This is a genomic window from Lutimonas sp. (genome assembly GCF_051011215.1).
In the GTDB taxonomy this organism is placed as follows: Bacteria; Bacteroidota; Bacteroidia; order Flavobacteriales; family Flavobacteriaceae; genus Lutimonas.
The window spans coordinates 1-17,785 of the sequence record NZ_JBPCUJ010000104.1; the positions used below are offsets into that span (position 1 = coordinate 1).

Here is a 17,785-nt window from a genome sequence, read left to right on the forward strand (position 1 = left end):
CCGGTTTCTGAACTATTTATAAAACCCGATAGCGGAAATCTTGATCAGGAAACCATGTTGTTAGAAAAGAATTCAAAATTGTATGATTGGATACTTTACCTCTCAATACCGGTTCAGTTACTCATGCTCGTTTCATTTTTAGTGGTCATTGACTTAACACCTTTATTTTCAGTGAGCTATTTTGGGAAAGTTTTTTCAATGGGTTTATTATGCGGGGTCATGGGAATCAATATCGGACATGAATTAGGGCATCGCTCTTCAAGAATTGAACGATTCCTGGGAGAACTATTATTGCTTACATCTTTAAACACCCATTTTCTTCCTTATCATAATGAAGGACATCATCGAGAGGTGGCAACCCCAGGGGACGCGGCGACAGCCAAGAAAGATCAATGGTTGTATTCGTTTTGGTTTACCTCACATTTTAGGAGTTATGCCAAGGCCTGGAACATTGAGAATAATAGAATGAAGCGCAAGGGTAAACCAGTGATTTCCCTGTCTAACAAAATGATTGTTTATTCAATCGCAAACCTTGTGGTGCTTGGATTGATCTACTTCTTTTTCGATGCCAAAGTATTGATTGCTTTTATCATGTCTGCAGTGATTGGCATCTTATTACTGGGTACTGTAGATTATATTGAACATTATGGACTTTTAAGAAAGAAGAACGAGGCGGGTCGTTATGAACGCGTAAAACACAAACACTCCTGGAATTCGGATCATCAATTGGGCAGACTAATGCTTTTTAACCTGTCGAGACATTCCGATCATCACTATAAGGCAAGTAAAAAATACCAACTCTTGGAATCCATACCAGAAAGCCCTCAGATGCCAACTGGTTACCCTGGTATGATGTTGCTGGCCACAATACCTCCTTTGTTTTTTTGGATCATGAATAAAAGACTCGAATCATAAACATCCCTGCGTTTGAAGGAGAATTATTCTCCTTTGTTCGGTTCTTGAGCAATGATTCTTCTGACCGGTGCCGGAGCCTGTATTCCCTCTTCTTTAAGTTTCTTGAAAATGGCAAGTGCGATATTACTATCGGTTTTTAAAGTATCCGAAAAAGTCGTCCAATACATGAGAGCGAAATTAAGATTTCCATCTGGTCCATAGCCGTAAAAATAGGTTTTTGGCGGTGGTTCGGGACTCGTGTTGGGATGCTCCAGAGCGATCTGATTGAATAATTCAATCACCTTTTCAGGATCTGCATCTGGAGAGGTTTTCATAGGAACCTTACTTCTCCGATTTCTATTGGACAGTGTCCAGTTAATTACTTTTTTTGAAATAAGGTCACCGTTTGGTATAATCACTTCCGCACCTGAATAAGCCCTGATATTACTGGATCTAACGCCGATATTTGTAACCACGCCCATCTCCATATCTACTTCGATGGTGTCCCCTAAATTAATAGGTCTTTCAAAGGCCAGAATAAGTCCGGATACAAAATTGAGAACAACATTTTGAAGGCCAAAACCAATACCTACCCCCAGGGCGCCGAGAATGAAACCTAATTTGCTCAGGTCTACACCTGCGGCTGTGAAGCCTGCGTATAACCCAAGGGCAATTACAACAATTCGCAGCACCAGTGAAATTGCCGGCGCAACACCTCTTGGCAGCACGTTGACCATCCACTCATCCTGGAAAAGCGCGGCTGCAATTTTGGCAATAATCAGCGTAAAAATAAAGATTCCAGCAAAGGCCAGAATGCCACCCAAAGAAATAGTCATTTCCCCGACTCTCCATTCGATCGCAAGAAGTTCGTTATAGGCATTAATGATATAGTCATACAGCTCGAATCCATTGAGGGTAAAAAACAACCAAAACAAGAGTCCAATAAAATTGAATAAAGGCCTAATTCTTTGGTGAGTTGCCTTTACCATGGACGTTAAGGTTTGGATATTTGTAGCGCTCCTGAATTTAAATATCAGAATAAAGATGCTTGTAAACACCTTTATGGCCAAGTAAATGATCACACCAAATGTGAGAGACACAATGACCGCCTTTGTCAGGTAATTAGAAAGAGCCACCATACCTATGACATTTGCCACCATCGAGATCACCAATAAAAACATGTAAAGGATAGAGACAAATTTGAACGGTTTGATCACCTGTGAAAATTTCAAAGGATTGGCTTTTACTATTCTTCTTCCAATAAATAAGGAAGCAAATAAAATGATCGCATCTATAATGAGCAAGCCTCTTACTAAATTTGCCTTAACACCTATAAAGGCTTCAAAAGTATTGATCAAATACACCAGGAACAGCATCCATAAAAAAAGACTGAATTTTTTATCAGTTACCTTGGGAAGTAATAATACAGTAGCAAATAAAACAATCATTATATGAAATTCGGCATAGGCCGGCACCATGGAGTCGTAGAAAAAAGCTGATACCAGAACACCAACTGACAGGGTTGTCAATATGGGATTCATAAGAATAGTTTTCGCTTGAATTTCTATAGGATTTCTCAATGAAAGAAAGGATTTATTCCATTTCCTATTTGCAAAGATCAAAAAGGCCAATAAAAGAATTAAGAAAATAACCTGAAGAATAAAGGTTTTAAAGTTGAGGTGATAAAAATCGAGAAACTGCTTTCGATTCTGTTTTATACCGTCAATAATGAGTCCGTAAGAAGATAAGGTTTCTGTGGCGATACTATCACCTATCATTAATTTTTCAGGCTTTTCCCATAGAGGTTTACTATCAAAAACAAAATAGTCCTTCCGTCTTTGATTCTCGGCAAATTCTATATTTGAAATTTCTTCATCTATCACCAACACCAGTTCAGTGATTTTTTTCTGGGTCAGAAATACACTGTCTAAGCGAAGATGAGCAGCTTTCATCATTTCATCTAAAGCAACAATGGCCTCATCGAAACTCTCCTCCATGTCTTTAGATTCACTTCTTCCAGCCAGCTCTTTTTTAGTCTTTTCCCAACGGTTTAAGTCATAGAAAAGATCGTTAATGATTTTACTAATTTCTTCGGACCTGTTTTTTACGACACTTTGATATTCGTTTAAGACGGTCTTGTAATTGTTCCACTCAACTTTTCGGACTTTCAGATCTCTTAGTGTTACATCATCACGGTTTAAAAAAGCAGAGTCTACAAGTGCAATAATTTCGGGTGTTTTTGCAACAACAATGGAGTCAATTTCAGTAATTCTGCTGCTTTGGTCTAAGGTTCCTTTTAGTTTGAGTAATTGCTGACCCAGTTTTTCCGATTCTTCAGAAATATCTCCAATAGCAATAGATTCAGAAGGTACAGCTATGCTATCTTTCGAAGCCGAAGTATTTTGCGCTACAGCAGCGGATGACACAAAGAAAAAGATCAATAGGATATAAAAAAGTCTAAGACAAGGAAGTTTCATAAAAAGGACTTTGAAAGGAACAAGATACTTATTTTTTTTATTTCAAATGTCCTTGATAGGATTGCCCTTTCCATGAATGATAATAAAAAAGAACTTATCTTTAAATCCCGAGATAACATTTGAATTGAATTGAAGAATTATGTCAAATAGCAGATCAAAATTAAGGATAGGAATGGCCCAAATAGCACCGGTTTGGCTAAATAAGGAAGCAACTATAAAAAAAATAATTAGGCAAATAAAGGAAGCTTCTGATCAAAAATGCGAACTTTTGATATTTGGAGAAGGTCTTCTGCCAGGGTATCCGTTTTGGTTAGGTTTGACAAAAGCGACCGAGTTTAATTCTAAAATGCAAAAAGAAATGCATGCCGAATATGCAAGAAATGCGGTTCAGATAGAATCAGGAGATCTGGATCAAATTACGAGCCTTTGTGCGAAGAAAAAGATAGCAGTTTACCTTGGGATCATAGAGCGTCCAATAGACAGAGGTGGTCATAGTTTATATTGTTCGTTGGTTTATATCAATGAACATGGAGATATTAAATCGGTTCATAGAAAGTTGCAGCCTACCTATGATGAAAGGCTCACCTGGTCTCCCGGAGACGGTCATGGTTTGCAGGTACACGCCTTAAAACAATTTACAGTAGGTGGATTGAATTGCTGGGAAAATTGGATGCCTTTGCCCAGAACGGCCTTATATGGTTTGGGTGAGAATCTTCATGTTGCCGTGTGGCCAGGATCTGATCACAATACCAAAGATATCACAAGATTCATTGCCAGAGAATCAAGATCCTTTGTGATTTCAGTGTCAAGTTTGATGCGTAGCAGTGACTTTCCAGACGAAACTCCTTATTTGAATGAAATACTTTCGGATTGCCCTGATACTCTGGCAAATGGTGGTTCCTGTATTGCAGGACCTGATGGGGAATGGATTATCGAGCCTCAAGTGGATTCAGAAGGGTTGATTGTTCAGGATATTGATTTTAACCGTGTTTTTGAAGAACGACAGAATTTTGATGTTGTAGGTCATTATTCAAGACCGGATGTTACGAAATTGACAGTGAATAGAGATCGCTTAAGTGTATTGAATATCGTTGATCAGGAATAAAGATGAAAAAAATTGGATTAATAGGAGGGATGAGTTGGGAGTCAACCCTGCTATATTATAAACTTCTCAATGAAAAGGTCAAGCAACTGAGAGGAGGTTCTCATTCTGCGAATTGTGTTATTGAGTCTGTAGATTTCGCAGAAATTGCTGAATTGCAAGCAAATGATGATTGGCCAGCCTTAGACTCTTTGATGCAGGAACGAGCGAATTCATTGGTGTCCTCAGGTGCTGAAATGATTCTTGTCTGTGCCAATACGATGCATTTATGTGTTCCTGCCATTGAACAATGCACGACTATTCCTGTGATTCATATCGCTGAGGTGACTGCCGATGAAATCAAGGCCTTTTCCTTAAAAAAAATCGCCTTATTGGGTACAAAATTTACCATGGAAAAGGCTTTTTTTAAGGATATTCTTCAAAAGAGAGGAATTGAAGTTTTAGTGCCTGATCCATCAGCAAGAAATCAGGTACATGACATTATTTACAATGAATTAATCCATGGAATTATGAAAGAAGAATCGAAGAGAATATATATTTCGGTGATACAGGACTTGATCAGTCAAGGGGCTGAAGGAGTGATCCTCGGTTGTACAGAAATTCCTTTATTGATATATCCGGAAGATATTGATATTCCACTTTTTAATACGACCAAACTACATGCTGAGAAAGCCGTGGAATTTGCCTTAAGTGCGTCCTAGTTCTGTCTTAGGTTTGGTATGCAAGGCCAGTTGAATACGTTTTCTGTTTTTGTCAACTTCCAATACTTTAACAATCACTTGCTCATGAAGACTTACAATGGAATTGACATCTTTTACAAAAGTGTCGGAAAGATTTGAAACATGGATCAAGCCATTTTCTTTAATGCCGATATCAACAAAACATCCAAAATTTGTAATGTTGTTAATAATTCCTGGCAGTAGTTGTCCTTCTCGTAAGTCATCAATACTTCTCAAATTCTGATCGAAGCTGAAAATTTTGGCTTTTTCCCTTGGGTCAGCACCAGGTTTTTCAAGTTCCTCTACAATATCAGTCAAGGTTGGAAGTCCAATGTCAGCGCTACAGTAGTTTTGAAGATTTACCTTGTCAAGGAGGGTCTTATTTCCAATCATCTCATTCAATTCAACGCTTTCATCTTTGGCAATCCTGGATACCAATTCATAACTTTCCGGATGTACCGCAGAATCATCCAATGGGTTTTTCGCATTTTTAATACGTAAAAAACCAGCGGCCTGCTGATAAGCTTTGCCTCCGAGTCTTGCAACATTATTGATATCCGACCTTGATCTAAAGGCACCATTTTCTTTTCTGTGGTCAACAATATTTTGAGCGAGTTTGGGACCAATACCGGAAACATATCCCAAGAGTGAAACGCTGGCTGTGTTCACATTTACGCCAATGGTATTCACACAACTTTCAACCACCGTGTCAAGACTGTGTTTTAATTTATGTTGATCTACATCGTGCTGGTATTGTCCAACCCCAATTGATTTAGGGTCAATTTTCACCAATTCAGCCAAAGGGTCTGCCAGTCTTCTTCCAATTGACACCGCTCCTCTCACGGTCACATCATAGGTAGGAAATTCGTCTCTGGCAATTTTAGAAGCTGAATAAATGGAAGCTCCTGCCTCGTTTACAATGTATACCTGCACATCTTTATTAAAACGGATATTTTTTACTAGGCGCTCAGTTTCTCGAGAAGCAGTTCCATTTCCGATGGCGATGGCTTCAATTTTGTATGCATCTACCAGAGAATTGATCTTTTTCATGGCGCCTTTGCTATCATTGGTGGGTGCATGAGGGTAAATATTCTCATTGTGCTCTAATCGGCCTTGCTTGTTTAAACAGACAATTTTACATCCCGAACGAAACCCGGGATCAATGGCTAATATTCTTTTTTCGCCCAAGGGTGCACCAAGCATTAGTTGCCTTAGGTTTTTAGAAAAAACCAGAATTGCATTTTCATCTGCTTTCTCTTTCGCAGATTGGAGGATTTCATTCGATAGGGAGGGGAATAAAAGTCTTTTGAATGCGTCTTCAATGGCCAATGAAATTTGAGTGGCGCATTCCGATGGTCTTTGAATAACTCTTTGTTTGATTTCCTGGAGCACTTTCTCCTTATCAATAGTAACAGAGATGCGTAAAAACCCTTCTCTTTCAGCTCTTAGTATGGCAAGTAGACGATGTGATGGACAGGATCTAAGATCTTCTTCCCATTTAAAATAGTCTGAAAACTTCAGGGCTTTTTCATCATCAGCTTTGGATTTAACCACCTTGGTTTGAATTCGAGCGAATTTATTCAAATGCCATCGCAGCCTGTTTCTTACGCTGGTTCTTTCGTTGATCCATTCCGCAATAATATGCCGGGCTCCTTCAAGGGCCGATTCTTCATTTAATTCGCTGGAAGTATAGTTAGAAACGATCGAGAAGAGCGAAGCGGGCTTTTGGCTCATAATAATCTTGGCCAGGGGCTCTAAACCATTGTTTCGGGCATGCTCTGCCTTGGTTTTTCTCTTTTTTTTAAAGGGAAGGTACAGATCTTCTAAGGTGTTGACTTCAAGCGTTGCCTCAATTTCAGATTTTAAAGCATCGGTTAAAACGTCCTGTTCCTCAAGTGCTTTTAAAATTGTTGATTTGCGTTTCTCCAAATCTTCAAAAACTTTTTTGAATTCCACAATCCGACCTATTTCAACTTCATCGAGATTGCCTGTTTTCTCCTTTCGATATCTTGAGATAAAAGGGACGGTACAATCTTGATTTAAAAGTTCAATTGTGTTTTCAACTCCTTTTATGGGAAGCCTGGTTTGCGAAGTGATAAATGGGATTAATTGCATGGGCGAAAATGAAAAGACAAAGGTATCGTTTCATTAAGAATAAAAACAGGAGAATTATAAAAACCCCAGGAAAAAAATGATCATTGGGTTTTTTAGGAGAGCTGCTTAAAGATCGAAACGCAGACCGAGGGAGATGTTGTTTTCCTTTGGATTTGGTTCATTGAAAATAGTATTCAGGTCGTATTTTACATAAAATGAGAAAGCATCTAAACCGATATAGCTGCTCAGACCATAGATCAAATTACTGGTATTATAGCTTTGGGTGATCTTCTCTTTTTTCTTGGATCCATTTTCAGTGTATTTTAGTTTTTGTCGTGTTCGCATATTGAATCCGAAATAACTCCCAATCCCAAATTTAAACTTTTTACGTGTCGAATACCTTATATAATCGCCTTTATCGATTGTTTTAAAGGGGCCGAATTCTAAATGAACAGGGAATACCAAATTGTCCATTCGCAATTTTGATTTGGTCAAATTCCCTGGAAATTCTTCTAAGTAGGTAAGTTCTCCATCTTGAACAAAATACATATTGTCAGTCGGGTTTAAGCCGTTGAACTGAAAAGCAAAACCGTATCTAAAACGAATCGCATTTGATTCTTTAAGTACCCGGGTTGTAAAAGTCCACCCGATCTCGAAAAATTTACTCTTACCGATTTTGTAAGGCGAATTATCAAGTGATTGCCCCTCAATAATGGCGTTATTTAAACCAAAGGCTACTAATAGATTTGAATGAGTTCTTTTATCATATTTTTTTTGATGCCCCAGATTGATATCAACTAAAGGATCCACCTCATCAAATACCTTTATCTCTATATGTGATATTTCAGAGGTCTTATCAGAGAGTGTATCATGACTTTTATCTGCATATTGAGCCCGTGAATTTAAGGCCGCCTCATTTTCAAGAATCGCAATTCGATTTTCAATGTTTAAGGCATGAATATCAGCTGCTTTTTCCTTTAACTGATCAGCCTCTTCTCTGGTGATTTCATCATTGTTAAACCGTTCGTTAATATCTATAACTTCTTTTTTTAAGGCTTCTTTTTCTTCAAGAATTGCCGCCTCTTTTTTTTCCTGTAGAACGGCTTTATTTTCATCGTCCTCATTAGTTTCCTGGGCAAAAGCAGGCGTATAAAAAAGAATGAATACGGGTACAAATACAAAGGATAGAATATTTTTCATGGGAGAATGGTCAGCGGATTAGTTATCACGAGAAGTGACAATTTCCTTTGGGTTTTTAAGCTTATTTGTGATTTTTTCAATTAATTTTTGCTTTAGATCCTTGTAAAGATCTTCCTCGACTGAGTTGAGGAGTGCCTCTGAGCTTACTACTTTTTCTGATGAGATTTGACCATTTACTACAAGTTTAATTTTCGAGTTTCTCAACAGCTGATCTACTTCCTCATCGATGAGTTCTTCTTCAGACTTGGGCATTTCTGCTACTTGAATGACTCCTGTTATACTGTCATTAATGGAAACTTCGATTAAATTTTCATCAGGAACAACCAGTGGAGCTGAATTATCTTTTGATGCGATGATTACTGGATCATCTGAAGCTGGATCTGTGATGGGCGAAGTCTTAACCGGATTCGCTATGTCAGCAGAAATAACCTGATTTTCTTCATTTGGAGTAATCTTGTCTTTTTTTACTGCGGGGGAAGCAACTTCCATTTTCGGCGAAGTCTTTACAGGCGTTTTATCAATTTTCTTTTCGGGAGATAAAGAAAAGTAACTGACTGAAATTACTATCAATACAATTGACGCTATTTTTAAAAATGGCCAGCGTCTTTTTCTCTCCTTCTTTTCTTGAGTATCGAGTGCTTTTTCCAAGATATCCCAAGATCCTGAAGAAGGTTTTATACGTTTATTTTGTAGTTTATCTCTGTATTTAACGTGTTTCATAATACTCTTTTTTGGTGCTTCGATATCATCTCCTTTAAAGCTTTTCGCGCTCTATGGAGCTGGGTTTTACTCGTCCCGGCACTGACACCCAAAATTTCCGCTATTTCACTATGTTTATAACCTTCGATGACATACATGTTAAATACGATTTTGCAATTTTCAGGCAATCGATTGATATAATTATGTAAATCATCCGCATCGATACAAAGCTCAATTTCAGTTTCTATATGTTTTTCAAAGTGTTCAATCTTATCAGTAAAAATGAGTTCTTTCTTTCTGCGAAGAAAAGCGATACTCTCGTACACCATTATCTTTCTGATCCAACCTTCAAAACTCCCTTTATTCGCATACTGTTCTAATTTGATAAAAACCTTAAAAAATCCACTCATCATAACTTCTTCTGATTGCTGAAGATCTTTTATATAATAAGAACACAAGCCGAGCATTTTTGGGGCATATTTGTCGAATAATTGTTTTTGTGCCTTTCTATTTTTTAAAAGCGACAATTCAATTAATTGAGAATCGTTATTTATTTTAATGACTTTGGACATGCTTGCAAAAGGCCTTATACTTCTAAGACGTACTTTTCGGTGAAAAGGTTGACAGGGATTTAATTTCTTTTGAATTTAAGGCATAAAAAAACATGAAACAAATAGAATTCATTTCATGTTCTCATTCAATTTTCAAAGAATTAACTCACTTTTTCACCATTGGCCACTGAATCGGCGTCAGGTTCAATAAAACTTAATTTCCCTTCTGTAGTATCACTCATTAAAATCATACCCTGACTTTCAACGCCTCTTAGTTTTCTAGGTGCCAAATTCACTAAAACAGAGACTTTTTGCCCAATGATTTTTGAAGGATCAAAGCTCTCAGCAATACCGCTTACAATGGTTCGGGTATCGATGCCTACATCAACTTTTAATTTTAAAAGTTTTTTAGTTTTAGGAATTTTCTCGGCTTCGAGAATCGTACCTATTCTGATATCTAATTTCGTAAAATCGTCAAATTCAATAGTTTCTTTTTGAGGCTCCAGTATCACCTTCTCCTGACTTTTTTTAGAAACTTCCAGCTTCTCAATTTGTTTCTGAATATCAGCATCTTCAATTTTAGCGAAGAGCAATTCAGCCTTGTTAATCTGGTGGCTTGCTGGTATTAAAACACTTTCAGAACTCACAGAATTCCAATCTAAATTATCCGGTTCATCAAAATTGAGAATACCCTTCAGTTTTTTACTGGTAAAAGGTAAAAATGGCTCACACAATACAGCCAGGCCTGCAGCAATCTGCAAGGCAACAAACATGATTGTTTTGACTCTTTCAGGATCTGTTTTAATTTTTTTCCATGGCTCTTCATCGGCCAGGTATTTGTTACCTAGTCTAGCCAGATTCATTAATTCACTCAATGCTTCCCTAAATCTATATCTATTGATAGAACCTGAAATAATAGCTGGGTATTCAGCTAAAAGATCCAATGTTTTTTTATCCAACTCAGAAAAAGCAGCAGGTGCTGGAATGACCCCTTCATAATATTTGTTGGTTAAAACCACTACTCGATTGATGAAATTGCCAAAAATGGCAACAAGCTCATTATTGTTTCTTGCCTGAAAATCTTTCCAGGTAAAATCGTTGTCCTTCGTTTCTGGAGCATTGGCAGTTAGTACATACCTTAAAACATCCTGCATATTCGGAAATTCCTCTAAATATTCATGAAGCCAAACGGCCCAGTTCTTAGAAGTAGAAATCTTGTTTCCTTCAAGGTTCAAGAATTCATTGGCTGGTACATTTTCAGGTAAAATATAGCTTCCTTGGGCTTTTAACATGGCAGGGAAAATAATACAATGAAAAACAATGTTATCTTTTCCAATAAAATGAATGAGCCGCGTATCTTTATCTTTCCAATAAGGTTCCCAGTCTTTTCCTGTTTTTTCGGCCCATTCTTTGGTCGACGAAATATATCCTATCGGCGCATCGAACCAAACATACAAGACTTTGCCTTCAGCACCTTTAACAGGAACCGGAATTCCCCAATCTAGATCTCTTGTTACAGCTCTGGGTTTTAAACCATCATCCACCCATGATTTAACCTGACCCAGGACATTGGATTTCCAATCGTTTTTATGTCCTTTTACGATCCACTCATTGAGCCAGCTCTCATATTCGTTCAAAGGAAGGTACCAATGCTTTGTCTCTTTCAAGGAAGGTTTGTTCCCTGTAATCACCGATTTTGGATTGATCAGATCCTGTGCGTTGTGACTGGTTCCACAATTTTCACATTGGTCTCCATAGCTTTCTTCAAATCCACATTTTGGACAGGTTCCAACAACGAATCTATCTGCTAAAAATTGATTTGCCTCCTCATCGTATAACTGAGCCGAAGTTTCTTCGATAAATTTGTCGTTTTCATATAAATCCCTGAAGAACTCACTGGCAGTTTCGTGATGTACTTTGGCAGTTGTCCTTGAATAATTATCAAAAGTAATTCCAAATTCCTTAAAAGATTTTTTAATTATCTCGTGGTATTTATCCACAACCGCTTGAGGAGTAATTCCTTCAGCTTTGGCCTTTAATGTGATGGGAACCCCGTGTTCATCGGAACCACAAACAAATGCTACATCTTGGCCATTAAGGCGAAGGTATCTGGCATATATGTCAGCTGGTACGTAAACACCAGCCAAATGACCAATATGAACTGGCCCATTGGTATAAGGCAAAGCAGCTGTAATGGTTGTTCTTTTAGGATCTTGCATGTGTAAAAATTAAGACCACAAAAGTAAGAAAAAGGCGAAACATGTGGGGTTTTATTTTTATTTATCAAGACCTGCTGTCATAATTCTTGATGATGGTAAGAAAATAAATTTTAAATTCTATTTTTATCAAAAAATTTAAAATGTACCAGAAGTTGAAAATATCCTTTTTGGCATGTATTGTTCTTGTTGGAATGAGTCAAATGCTTAATGCCCAAAACGATGAAGAAGCGATCATCACCAGAGACCTGATAAGACCGCCGTATCTTAAGAAAGGAGATACGATTATCATCCTGGCTCCGGCAGGTAAGATAAAGGATAGAAGTTCTGTTGATCCTGGAATTGAGTTGGCCAATCATTGGGGATTGGTGGTGTTTTTTGGGAATCACCTCCTTTCTCAGGACAATACATTTGCAGGATCAGATGATGAAAGACTTGAAGACTTGCAAAAAGCACTTGATGATCCCAGTATCAAGGCCATCTGGGCCGCAAGAGGAGGCTATGGGACGGTTAGAATTATTGATGATCTTGATTTTAGCAAGTTTTCTGAACATCCAAAATGGATCATTGGTTATTCAGATGTCACAGTACTTCACAATAAAGTTCACGAATTGGGCTATCAATCGGTTCATGGTCAAATGCCCTTGACTCTCGATCTGGAAGATCCTGTTCAAAAAGAATCGATTCAAACCTTGCACCGAACCTTGTTTGGAAAGAAATTGCAGTATAAGATTAGTGCTTCAGAATACAACAGACTGGGTGAAAGTTCAGGTCAGTTGGTAGGAGGTAATTTATCCATTGTTTACAGTATGCTGGCTTCTGACACTAATTTAAACATGAATGGAAAAATTCTCTTTATAGAGGATGTGGGAGAAGCCTTGTATCATATTGATCGCATGATGATAAGTTTAAAAAGAGCCGGATTTTTCGACAATTGTGATGGAATAATTGTGGGAGATTTCAGATTAAAATCGAATGAAGGCAATCGGTTTGGAAAAACACTTGAAGAAATTGTTTTAGAGGCCGCAGAAGGAACCGATTTTCCAATTGTATTTGATTTTCCTGCAGGTCATGTGGATGATAACAGGTCATTATTGCTGGGAAGTTATGTTGATATGAAGGTTACAAAAAGTAAAGCAAAAATTAGATTTAGATAGTATGGCAGCTCATAATGAACTTGGTAAAACCGGGGAATTATTAGCAGCAAATTATCTTAAACAACAAGGGTATATCATTCGAGAAACGAACTATCGGTTTCAGAAAGCTGAGGTTGATATTATCGCTTCAAAGGGCAATATTCTTGCCGCGGTAGAGGTCAAAACAAGGGCGAGCAGTTATTATGGCCAGCCTCATGAATTTATTAGTCGGGAGAAGATCAGATTACTGACCAAAGCCATTAATCACTATATAATCGAACAGGACCTTGACCATGAAGTGAGATTTGACGTGATAGGCATTGTAAAGACACACCATGATATTTCTATCACGCATCTACAAGATGCGTTTTATCATTTTTAAAAAAAGGCGCAATATTAGCGAGTTTCAAACATAGATTTCAACTCTTCGAAATCTTCAGGTTTGGCTAAAATTTTCTTATCAGCATCCAAGACCAAATAAGTTGGAATGGCAGAGATACCGTAATCTTGAACCTTTTGGCTCGACCATTTATCCAGGTCAAGAATATTGATAAACTCTGAATATTCTTGAGTCATGGCCTCCCAGCTTTTCTTTTCATCCTCGAGACCGACAGCCACTACTTTCAGGTTTTCAATTTCACTGATGAATTTATAGAACTCAGGTATTTCCATCTGGCAATGAGGGCAGTTGGAACTAAAAAACAGCACCACATAGTAATCCGTGCCGGTGAGTTCATGTAAGGATTCAGTCTTACCGTCATGGGTCCAGCTAAAATCTGGGGCGGTACTGCCCAGCGCAGTTTTAAGGCTTGCCTCTGTTCGTTTAATCAATTCTTCACTTTGATAGGCAGGGGGTAAAAGTTTGTAATATTCCTCCAAAACAAAATTGACCATTTCAACATTTTCTCTTTGAGCGTATGTTTCAATAAGCTCCTCTTCAAAATTACTCAATAGTTCCTGATGGGAGCCAATCCATGCAATCGCATTTTCTATGGCATTTTTTTGCAAGACGTTTTCTGACTCAAGATCCTCGGCCTGATTTAAATAGAAAACGTAATCATTCAGTCGGTCATTTACAAAAGTGGAATTCCTCAAAATACTATCTGAAAGATCCATTGCATCGAAAAAATGTTCCTTTATTACTTCAAGATACAGCTCCGGACTTTTATGAGGAACCTCTGCATTGTATTGAGCACTTGCGGTAATAAAATGATTTGCAAGAAAGTTCTCCGAATTTTTTTCAAATGTAGCTTGTGCGTTCTTCAGGTCCGAAAGGTAGCTTTTATAGGTTTTTAGCAGTCCTTCATCAGATTTTTTCTCTGTTGAACTAAAATAAAGCACTTGAACCGAATCAAGTTTTTCCTGTCTTGATTTTATGGTTTTATAGTATTCTTGATAGATTTTATTTTCCTTTGATTCAGAAAATGAAATGGAAGTATCCGGATTGTTCGGATCAAATGAAAAACGAATATTTTCGCGGTTGTAGATGAACTCTACGTATAAACTATTTTCAATCTGGTAATAGGCACGGTAGATTCCCGAAGGCTCATTCTCATCCACATCAAAAGTAAATTCACCATCTATAACATCTGCATTTGCCACATACGATTGGTCGCCGTTTTCAATTTTGTACAATAAGATCCATGAATAGTCATGATCAGGATCAATGGTGCCAACTATTGAATATTGTGCCTGCAGCACAAAAGAAGAAAAGAATAGAAGTAAAAAAAGATGCTTCCTCATTTTAGGATTTTTCGCAAAGGTACAATTAATCTTAAAATCGATTTTTCGCAAACAAGTTTTTAGCAGAAGTATCAATGCAGGACATTTGATTATATTTGAAAAAGTCAAATTTAGTACGTTTATGGATAAAGTAATTTGGATTACAGGATCTTCTTCCGGAATAGGGAAGGCAATGGCCATGAGCTATGCCTCACAAGGAGCACAATTGATTCTTTCGGCACGGAATAAAAAAGCGCTGGAAGCGGTGAAGTCATCTTGTTCTAACCCGGACAAAATCAAAGTTTTTCCGCTTGACTTGTCTGATAACAAAGACCTGTCTTCTGTCGTGAGGCAGGCCATTGATTTTTTCGGTAAGGTAGACATCCTTATTAATAATGCGGGTATCAGTCAAAGAGCTTTGGTCAAGGATACTGTATTGGAAGTAGACAGGCAGATTTTTGAAGTGAATTATTTTGGCACCATTGCCTTAACGAAGGCACTTCTTCCTCATTTTCTGGATAGAAATTCTGGACAGTTTGTTGTTATCAGCAGTGTTGTTGGAAAAATAGGTACCCCGTTAAGGTCTTCTTATTCCGCCTCAAAACATGCGCTTCATGGATTTTATGACAGCCTAAGAGCTGAGAATTATGAGCAAGGTATAAAGGTAACAATCATATGCCCGGGTTTTGTAAATACCGATGTTTCTATCAATGCCCTAACCGGAAAAGGAGAAAAACAAGGGACAAAAGACAAAGCAACTGCCAATGGTTTAAGTCCTGATTATTTCGCAAAAAAAGCAATAAACGCCATCCGTAGCGAAAGGCAGGAAATAGTAATTGGGGGAAAATTGGAATTATTAGCGGTGTACGTAAAAAGATTTTTTCCTTTGGTACTTTCGAGAATGGTCCGTAAGGTTGATGTTACATAATTGCATCCTCAATGTCAGACCCATTGATGATCTTATCGAGATCTGCCTGCTTCAGGTTGGTTTTTAATCCAATGAGCACAAGGTCACTTCCAGTTGCAATTTCAAGTACAATTTCTTTCACTTTTTTATTTCTCTGCAGCGTAAAAAATGCAATTTTTTCATTGTCACCTTTCACTTTTATCATCTTTTCGAACTTTGATCGATTGATGAATTTATCGAACTTCTCCGTTTTGTCTTCGGCATGTTCAGAAAACACAAGAATGCGAATATGCTTGGCTTTTTTTAGTAAAGGCTTGATATCCTTAAGATCTTCTTCGGGTAAAAAGGTGGCGACTAAAGAACTGCTAAGTCCAAAAGAAAATTCAGAATCATCTTCATGTTCCTGATAAAAGGAATTGAACGATGTATTTATTGCGCAAGAGGAAAAAGCGACGATGACAAATAAAAGAAGCAGTCTTTTCATGATTGGGGATTTCCAATACGACGAATGAGATCCGTTTTTGTTACAAATAATAAAATAGGGTTACTCATGATTTTATGATCAAAGCTTCACTTTTCGTAAAAATTCTGAATAAAACCATGAGTATAAACCCATTTGGAAAAATTGTTAAAGCATATCATTGGCCAGATTCGCCAATTCAGATCGTTCTCCCTTCTCTAATTTAATATGGGCAAAAAGAGAATTTCCTTTCAGCCTGTCAATTAGATAGGTGAGTCCGTTACTGTGTTCGTCCATGTAAGGAGTATCTATTTGATTGATATCTCCTGTAAAAATTACTTTGGTTCCCTCACCGGCTCTTGTAATGATCGTTTTTACTTCATGCGGTGTAAGATTCTGTGCCTCATCAATAATAAAAATTGAATTGCTAAGGCTACGGCCTCTGATAAAGGCCAGCGCAGTGATGGTTAGCAGACCTGATTCTTGTAATTGTTGAAGTAATCTGCTCTTTTTTTCATTGGCTTTGAATTGATTTTTTATAAAAGTCAGATTGTCCCAAAGGGGTTGCATATAAGGAGATATTTTGTCCTCAGCATCTCCTGGCAGGAAGCCAATTTCCCTGTTGCTCAAAGGAATAATCGGTCTGGCAAGAATGATCTGATCATATTTATTTTTCTGCTCGAGAGCCGATGCTAAAGCCAATAGTGTTTTACCAGTTCCAGCCACCCCTTCCAGCGCCACTAATTTAATATCTTCATTGAGAAGGGCATTTAGTCCAAAGGTCTGTTCTGCATTACGTGGCTTGATGCCAAAGACATATTTTTTATCCACTTTTTCGATGACATCTGTTTCACCATTATACCTGGCAAGTACTGAATTCGTGCAATTGTTGAGGATATAGTAGCCATTGGTGACTTTTTCTTTTCCAAGAATCCCTTTTTCTTTTACCTTATTTTTTTGATAGATGCTTTGAATGATATCAGCATCTATGTTTTCTATGATAGGGAGCCCTTCTGAAAACTTTTTTATGTTTTTAACTTTCCCTGTTTCATAATCTTCGGAAACCAGTCCAATGGCTCTCGCTTTTATTCGAAGATTAATATCCTTTGATACTAGAATGACGGCATGTTTTTTTTCTTCATTTTGTAAAGAAATGGCCGCATTGATAATCTTGTTGTCATTTTTTGTTGTTCCAAAGACTTCTTCCGCATCTAATTTCTCCAAGGATAGCTGGTCCATGATCACCTTGATCTTTCCTTTGTCTTTTCCAAGCTTCATCCAGGAGTTCAAACCGTTTGTTCCGGATAGTTTGTCCAAAAACCGAATGATTTCTCGGGCTTCAAAGTTTTTAGTTTCATTACCGATTTTAAACTGATCTAATTCTTCTAATACGGTGATCGGAATGGCCACATCGTTCTCTTCAAAACTAGTAATTGAATTGTGATCAAATAATAAAACAGAGGTGTCTAAGACGTAAATTTTCTTCGTAGTGTTTTTCTTCATAAAAAAATTTTTAAAGGCGAGACCAGGTCACTTCTTCAGTGACAAGGTTAATTTTTCATAGGCGCCGTTGCAAATGGCAGCTTCTAATTTTTTAAAAATGTACAA

Annotated in this window: 15 protein-coding genes; 6 read left to right on the forward strand and 9 right to left on the reverse strand. The window is 37.6% G+C overall.

Annotated elements, in window-relative coordinates; all coding sequences use genetic code 11:
• Positions 1-915: alkane 1-monooxygenase (locus tag ACR2MV_RS09225; RefSeq protein WP_434021623.1), on the forward strand; the 915-nt coding region annotated here is incomplete at its 5' end.
• 23 nt (positions 916-938) lie between these two features.
• On the opposite strand, the gene ACR2MV_RS09230 is transcribed toward ACR2MV_RS09225, so the two are convergent.
• Positions 939-3,371 carry a mechanosensitive ion channel family protein gene (locus ACR2MV_RS09230; RefSeq protein WP_434021624.1) on the reverse strand — a complete coding sequence of 811 codons (2,433 nt, stop codon included), beginning with the start codon at positions 3,369-3,371 and terminating at the stop codon, positions 939-941.
• A gap of 139 nt (positions 3,372-3,510) precedes the next feature.
• Here ACR2MV_RS09230 and ACR2MV_RS09235 point away from each other — a divergent pair, with 139 nt between their 5' ends.
• Positions 3,511-4,476, forward strand: a complete 966-nt coding sequence (locus ACR2MV_RS09235) for a carbon-nitrogen hydrolase family protein (protein WP_434021625.1) — start codon at positions 3,511-3,513, stop codon at positions 4,474-4,476.
• Positions 4,477-4,478: 2 nt separating this feature from the next.
• Positions 4,479-5,174: an aspartate/glutamate racemase family protein gene (locus ACR2MV_RS09240; protein ID WP_434021626.1), complete on the forward strand. Its 696-nt coding sequence runs from the start codon at positions 4,479-4,481 to the stop codon at positions 5,172-5,174.
• On the opposite strand, the gene ACR2MV_RS09245 is transcribed toward ACR2MV_RS09240, so the two are convergent.
• From ACR2MV_RS09245 to metG, 5 genes are all read right to left on the reverse strand, one after another.
• On the reverse strand, positions 5,160-7,307 hold the full coding sequence (locus tag ACR2MV_RS09245) for a Tex family protein (RefSeq protein WP_434021627.1): 2,148 nt from the start codon (positions 7,305-7,307) through the stop codon (positions 5,160-5,162). The two genes, ACR2MV_RS09240 and ACR2MV_RS09245, sit on opposite strands and share 15 nt — an antisense overlap.
• Before the next feature lie 105 nt (positions 7,308-7,412).
• Entirely contained in the window at positions 7,413-8,486 is a 1,074-nt protein-coding gene (locus ACR2MV_RS09250) for a coiled-coil domain-containing protein (protein WP_434021628.1), read from the reverse strand.
• 18 nt (positions 8,487-8,504) lie between these two features.
• The gene (locus tag ACR2MV_RS09255; protein ID WP_434021629.1) at positions 8,505-9,206 is read right to left on the reverse strand and encodes a hypothetical protein; all 702 of its coding nucleotides are present in this window, start codon (positions 9,204-9,206) and stop codon (positions 8,505-8,507) included.
• Complete coding sequence (locus ACR2MV_RS09260; protein ID WP_434021630.1) at positions 9,203-9,712, reverse strand: RNA polymerase sigma factor; 510 nt, start codon at positions 9,710-9,712, stop codon at positions 9,203-9,205. Before ACR2MV_RS09260 ends, ACR2MV_RS09255 begins: the two co-directional genes overlap by 4 nt.
• A gap of 185 nt (positions 9,713-9,897) precedes the next feature.
• Positions 9,898-11,955, reverse strand: a complete 2,058-nt coding sequence (metG, locus tag ACR2MV_RS09265; protein ID WP_434021631.1) for a methionine--tRNA ligase — start codon at positions 11,953-11,955, stop codon at positions 9,898-9,900.
• Positions 11,956-12,095: 140 nt separating this feature from the next.
• Between metG and ACR2MV_RS09270 the strand changes: the two genes are divergently transcribed.
• Positions 12,096-13,109, forward strand: coding sequence for a S66 peptidase family protein (locus ACR2MV_RS09270; protein WP_434021632.1), 1,014 nt, complete (start codon positions 12,096-12,098; stop codon positions 13,107-13,109).
• Position 13,110: 1 nt separating this feature from the next.
• Positions 13,111-13,470: a YraN family protein gene (locus ACR2MV_RS09275; protein WP_434021633.1), complete on the forward strand. Its 360-nt coding sequence runs from the start codon at positions 13,111-13,113 to the stop codon at positions 13,468-13,470.
• 14 nt (positions 13,471-13,484) lie between these two features.
• Here the strand turns inward: ACR2MV_RS09275 and ACR2MV_RS09280 are convergent, their stop codons facing one another.
• Positions 13,485-14,831 carry a thioredoxin-like domain-containing protein gene (locus tag ACR2MV_RS09280; protein WP_434021634.1) on the reverse strand — a complete coding sequence of 449 codons (1,347 nt, stop codon included), beginning with the start codon at positions 14,829-14,831 and terminating at the stop codon, positions 13,485-13,487.
• Between the two features lie 121 nt (positions 14,832-14,952).
• Between ACR2MV_RS09280 and ACR2MV_RS09285 the strand changes: the two genes are divergently transcribed.
• Positions 14,953-15,738 carry an SDR family oxidoreductase gene (locus tag ACR2MV_RS09285; RefSeq protein WP_434021635.1) on the forward strand — a complete coding sequence of 262 codons (786 nt, stop codon included), beginning with the start codon at positions 14,953-14,955 and terminating at the stop codon, positions 15,736-15,738.
• On the opposite strand, the gene ACR2MV_RS09290 is transcribed toward ACR2MV_RS09285, so the two are convergent.
• Entirely contained in the window at positions 15,731-16,201 is a 471-nt protein-coding gene (locus ACR2MV_RS09290; protein WP_434021636.1) for a DUF4252 domain-containing protein, read from the reverse strand. The genes ACR2MV_RS09285 and ACR2MV_RS09290 overlap by 8 nt on opposite strands.
• 144 nt (positions 16,202-16,345) lie before the next feature.
• Positions 16,346-17,680, reverse strand: coding sequence for a PhoH family protein (locus ACR2MV_RS09295; RefSeq protein ID WP_434021637.1), 1,335 nt, complete (start codon positions 17,678-17,680; stop codon positions 16,346-16,348).
• Positions 17,681-17,785 lie beyond the last annotated feature (105 nt).

Excerpts from the sequence above, each read along its gene's own strand:
- ACR2MV_RS09285 (WP_434021635.1), top strand. The coding sequence starts at position 14,953 with ATGGATAAAGTAATTTGGATTACAGGATCTTCTTCCGGAATAGGGAAG.
- ACR2MV_RS09250 (WP_434021628.1), bottom strand. The coding sequence starts at position 8,486 with ATGAAAAATATTCTATCCTTTGTATTTGTACCCGTATTCATTCTTTTT.
- ACR2MV_RS09280 (WP_434021634.1), bottom strand. The coding sequence starts at position 14,831 with ATGAGGAAGCATCTTTTTTTACTTCTATTCTTTTCTTCTTTTGTGCTG.
- ACR2MV_RS09270 (WP_434021632.1), top strand. The coding sequence starts at position 12,096 with ATGTACCAGAAGTTGAAAATATCCTTTTTGGCATGTATTGTTCTTGTT.
- ACR2MV_RS09240 (WP_434021626.1), top strand. The coding sequence starts at position 4,479 with ATGAAAAAAATTGGATTAATAGGAGGGATGAGTTGGGAGTCAACCCTG.
- ACR2MV_RS09230 (WP_434021624.1), bottom strand. The coding sequence starts at position 3,371 with ATGAAACTTCCTTGTCTTAGACTTTTTTATATCCTATTGATCTTTTTC.
- ACR2MV_RS09295 (WP_434021637.1), bottom strand. The coding sequence starts at position 17,680 with ATGAAGAAAAACACTACGAAGAAAATTTACGTCTTAGACACCTCTGTT.
- ACR2MV_RS09255 (WP_434021629.1), bottom strand. The coding sequence starts at position 9,206 with ATGAAACACGTTAAATACAGAGATAAACTACAAAATAAACGTATAAAA.
- ACR2MV_RS09290 (WP_434021636.1), bottom strand. The coding sequence starts at position 16,201 with ATGAAAAGACTGCTTCTTTTATTTGTCATCGTCGCTTTTTCCTCTTGC.
- ACR2MV_RS09245 (WP_434021627.1), bottom strand. The coding sequence starts at position 7,307 with ATGCAATTAATCCCATTTATCACTTCGCAAACCAGGCTTCCCATAAAA.
- ACR2MV_RS09275 (WP_434021633.1), top strand. The coding sequence starts at position 13,111 with ATGGCAGCTCATAATGAACTTGGTAAAACCGGGGAATTATTAGCAGCA.
- metG (WP_434021631.1), bottom strand. The coding sequence starts at position 11,955 with ATGCAAGATCCTAAAAGAACAACCATTACAGCTGCTTTGCCTTATACC.
- ACR2MV_RS09235 (WP_434021625.1), top strand. The coding sequence starts at position 3,511 with ATGTCAAATAGCAGATCAAAATTAAGGATAGGAATGGCCCAAATAGCA.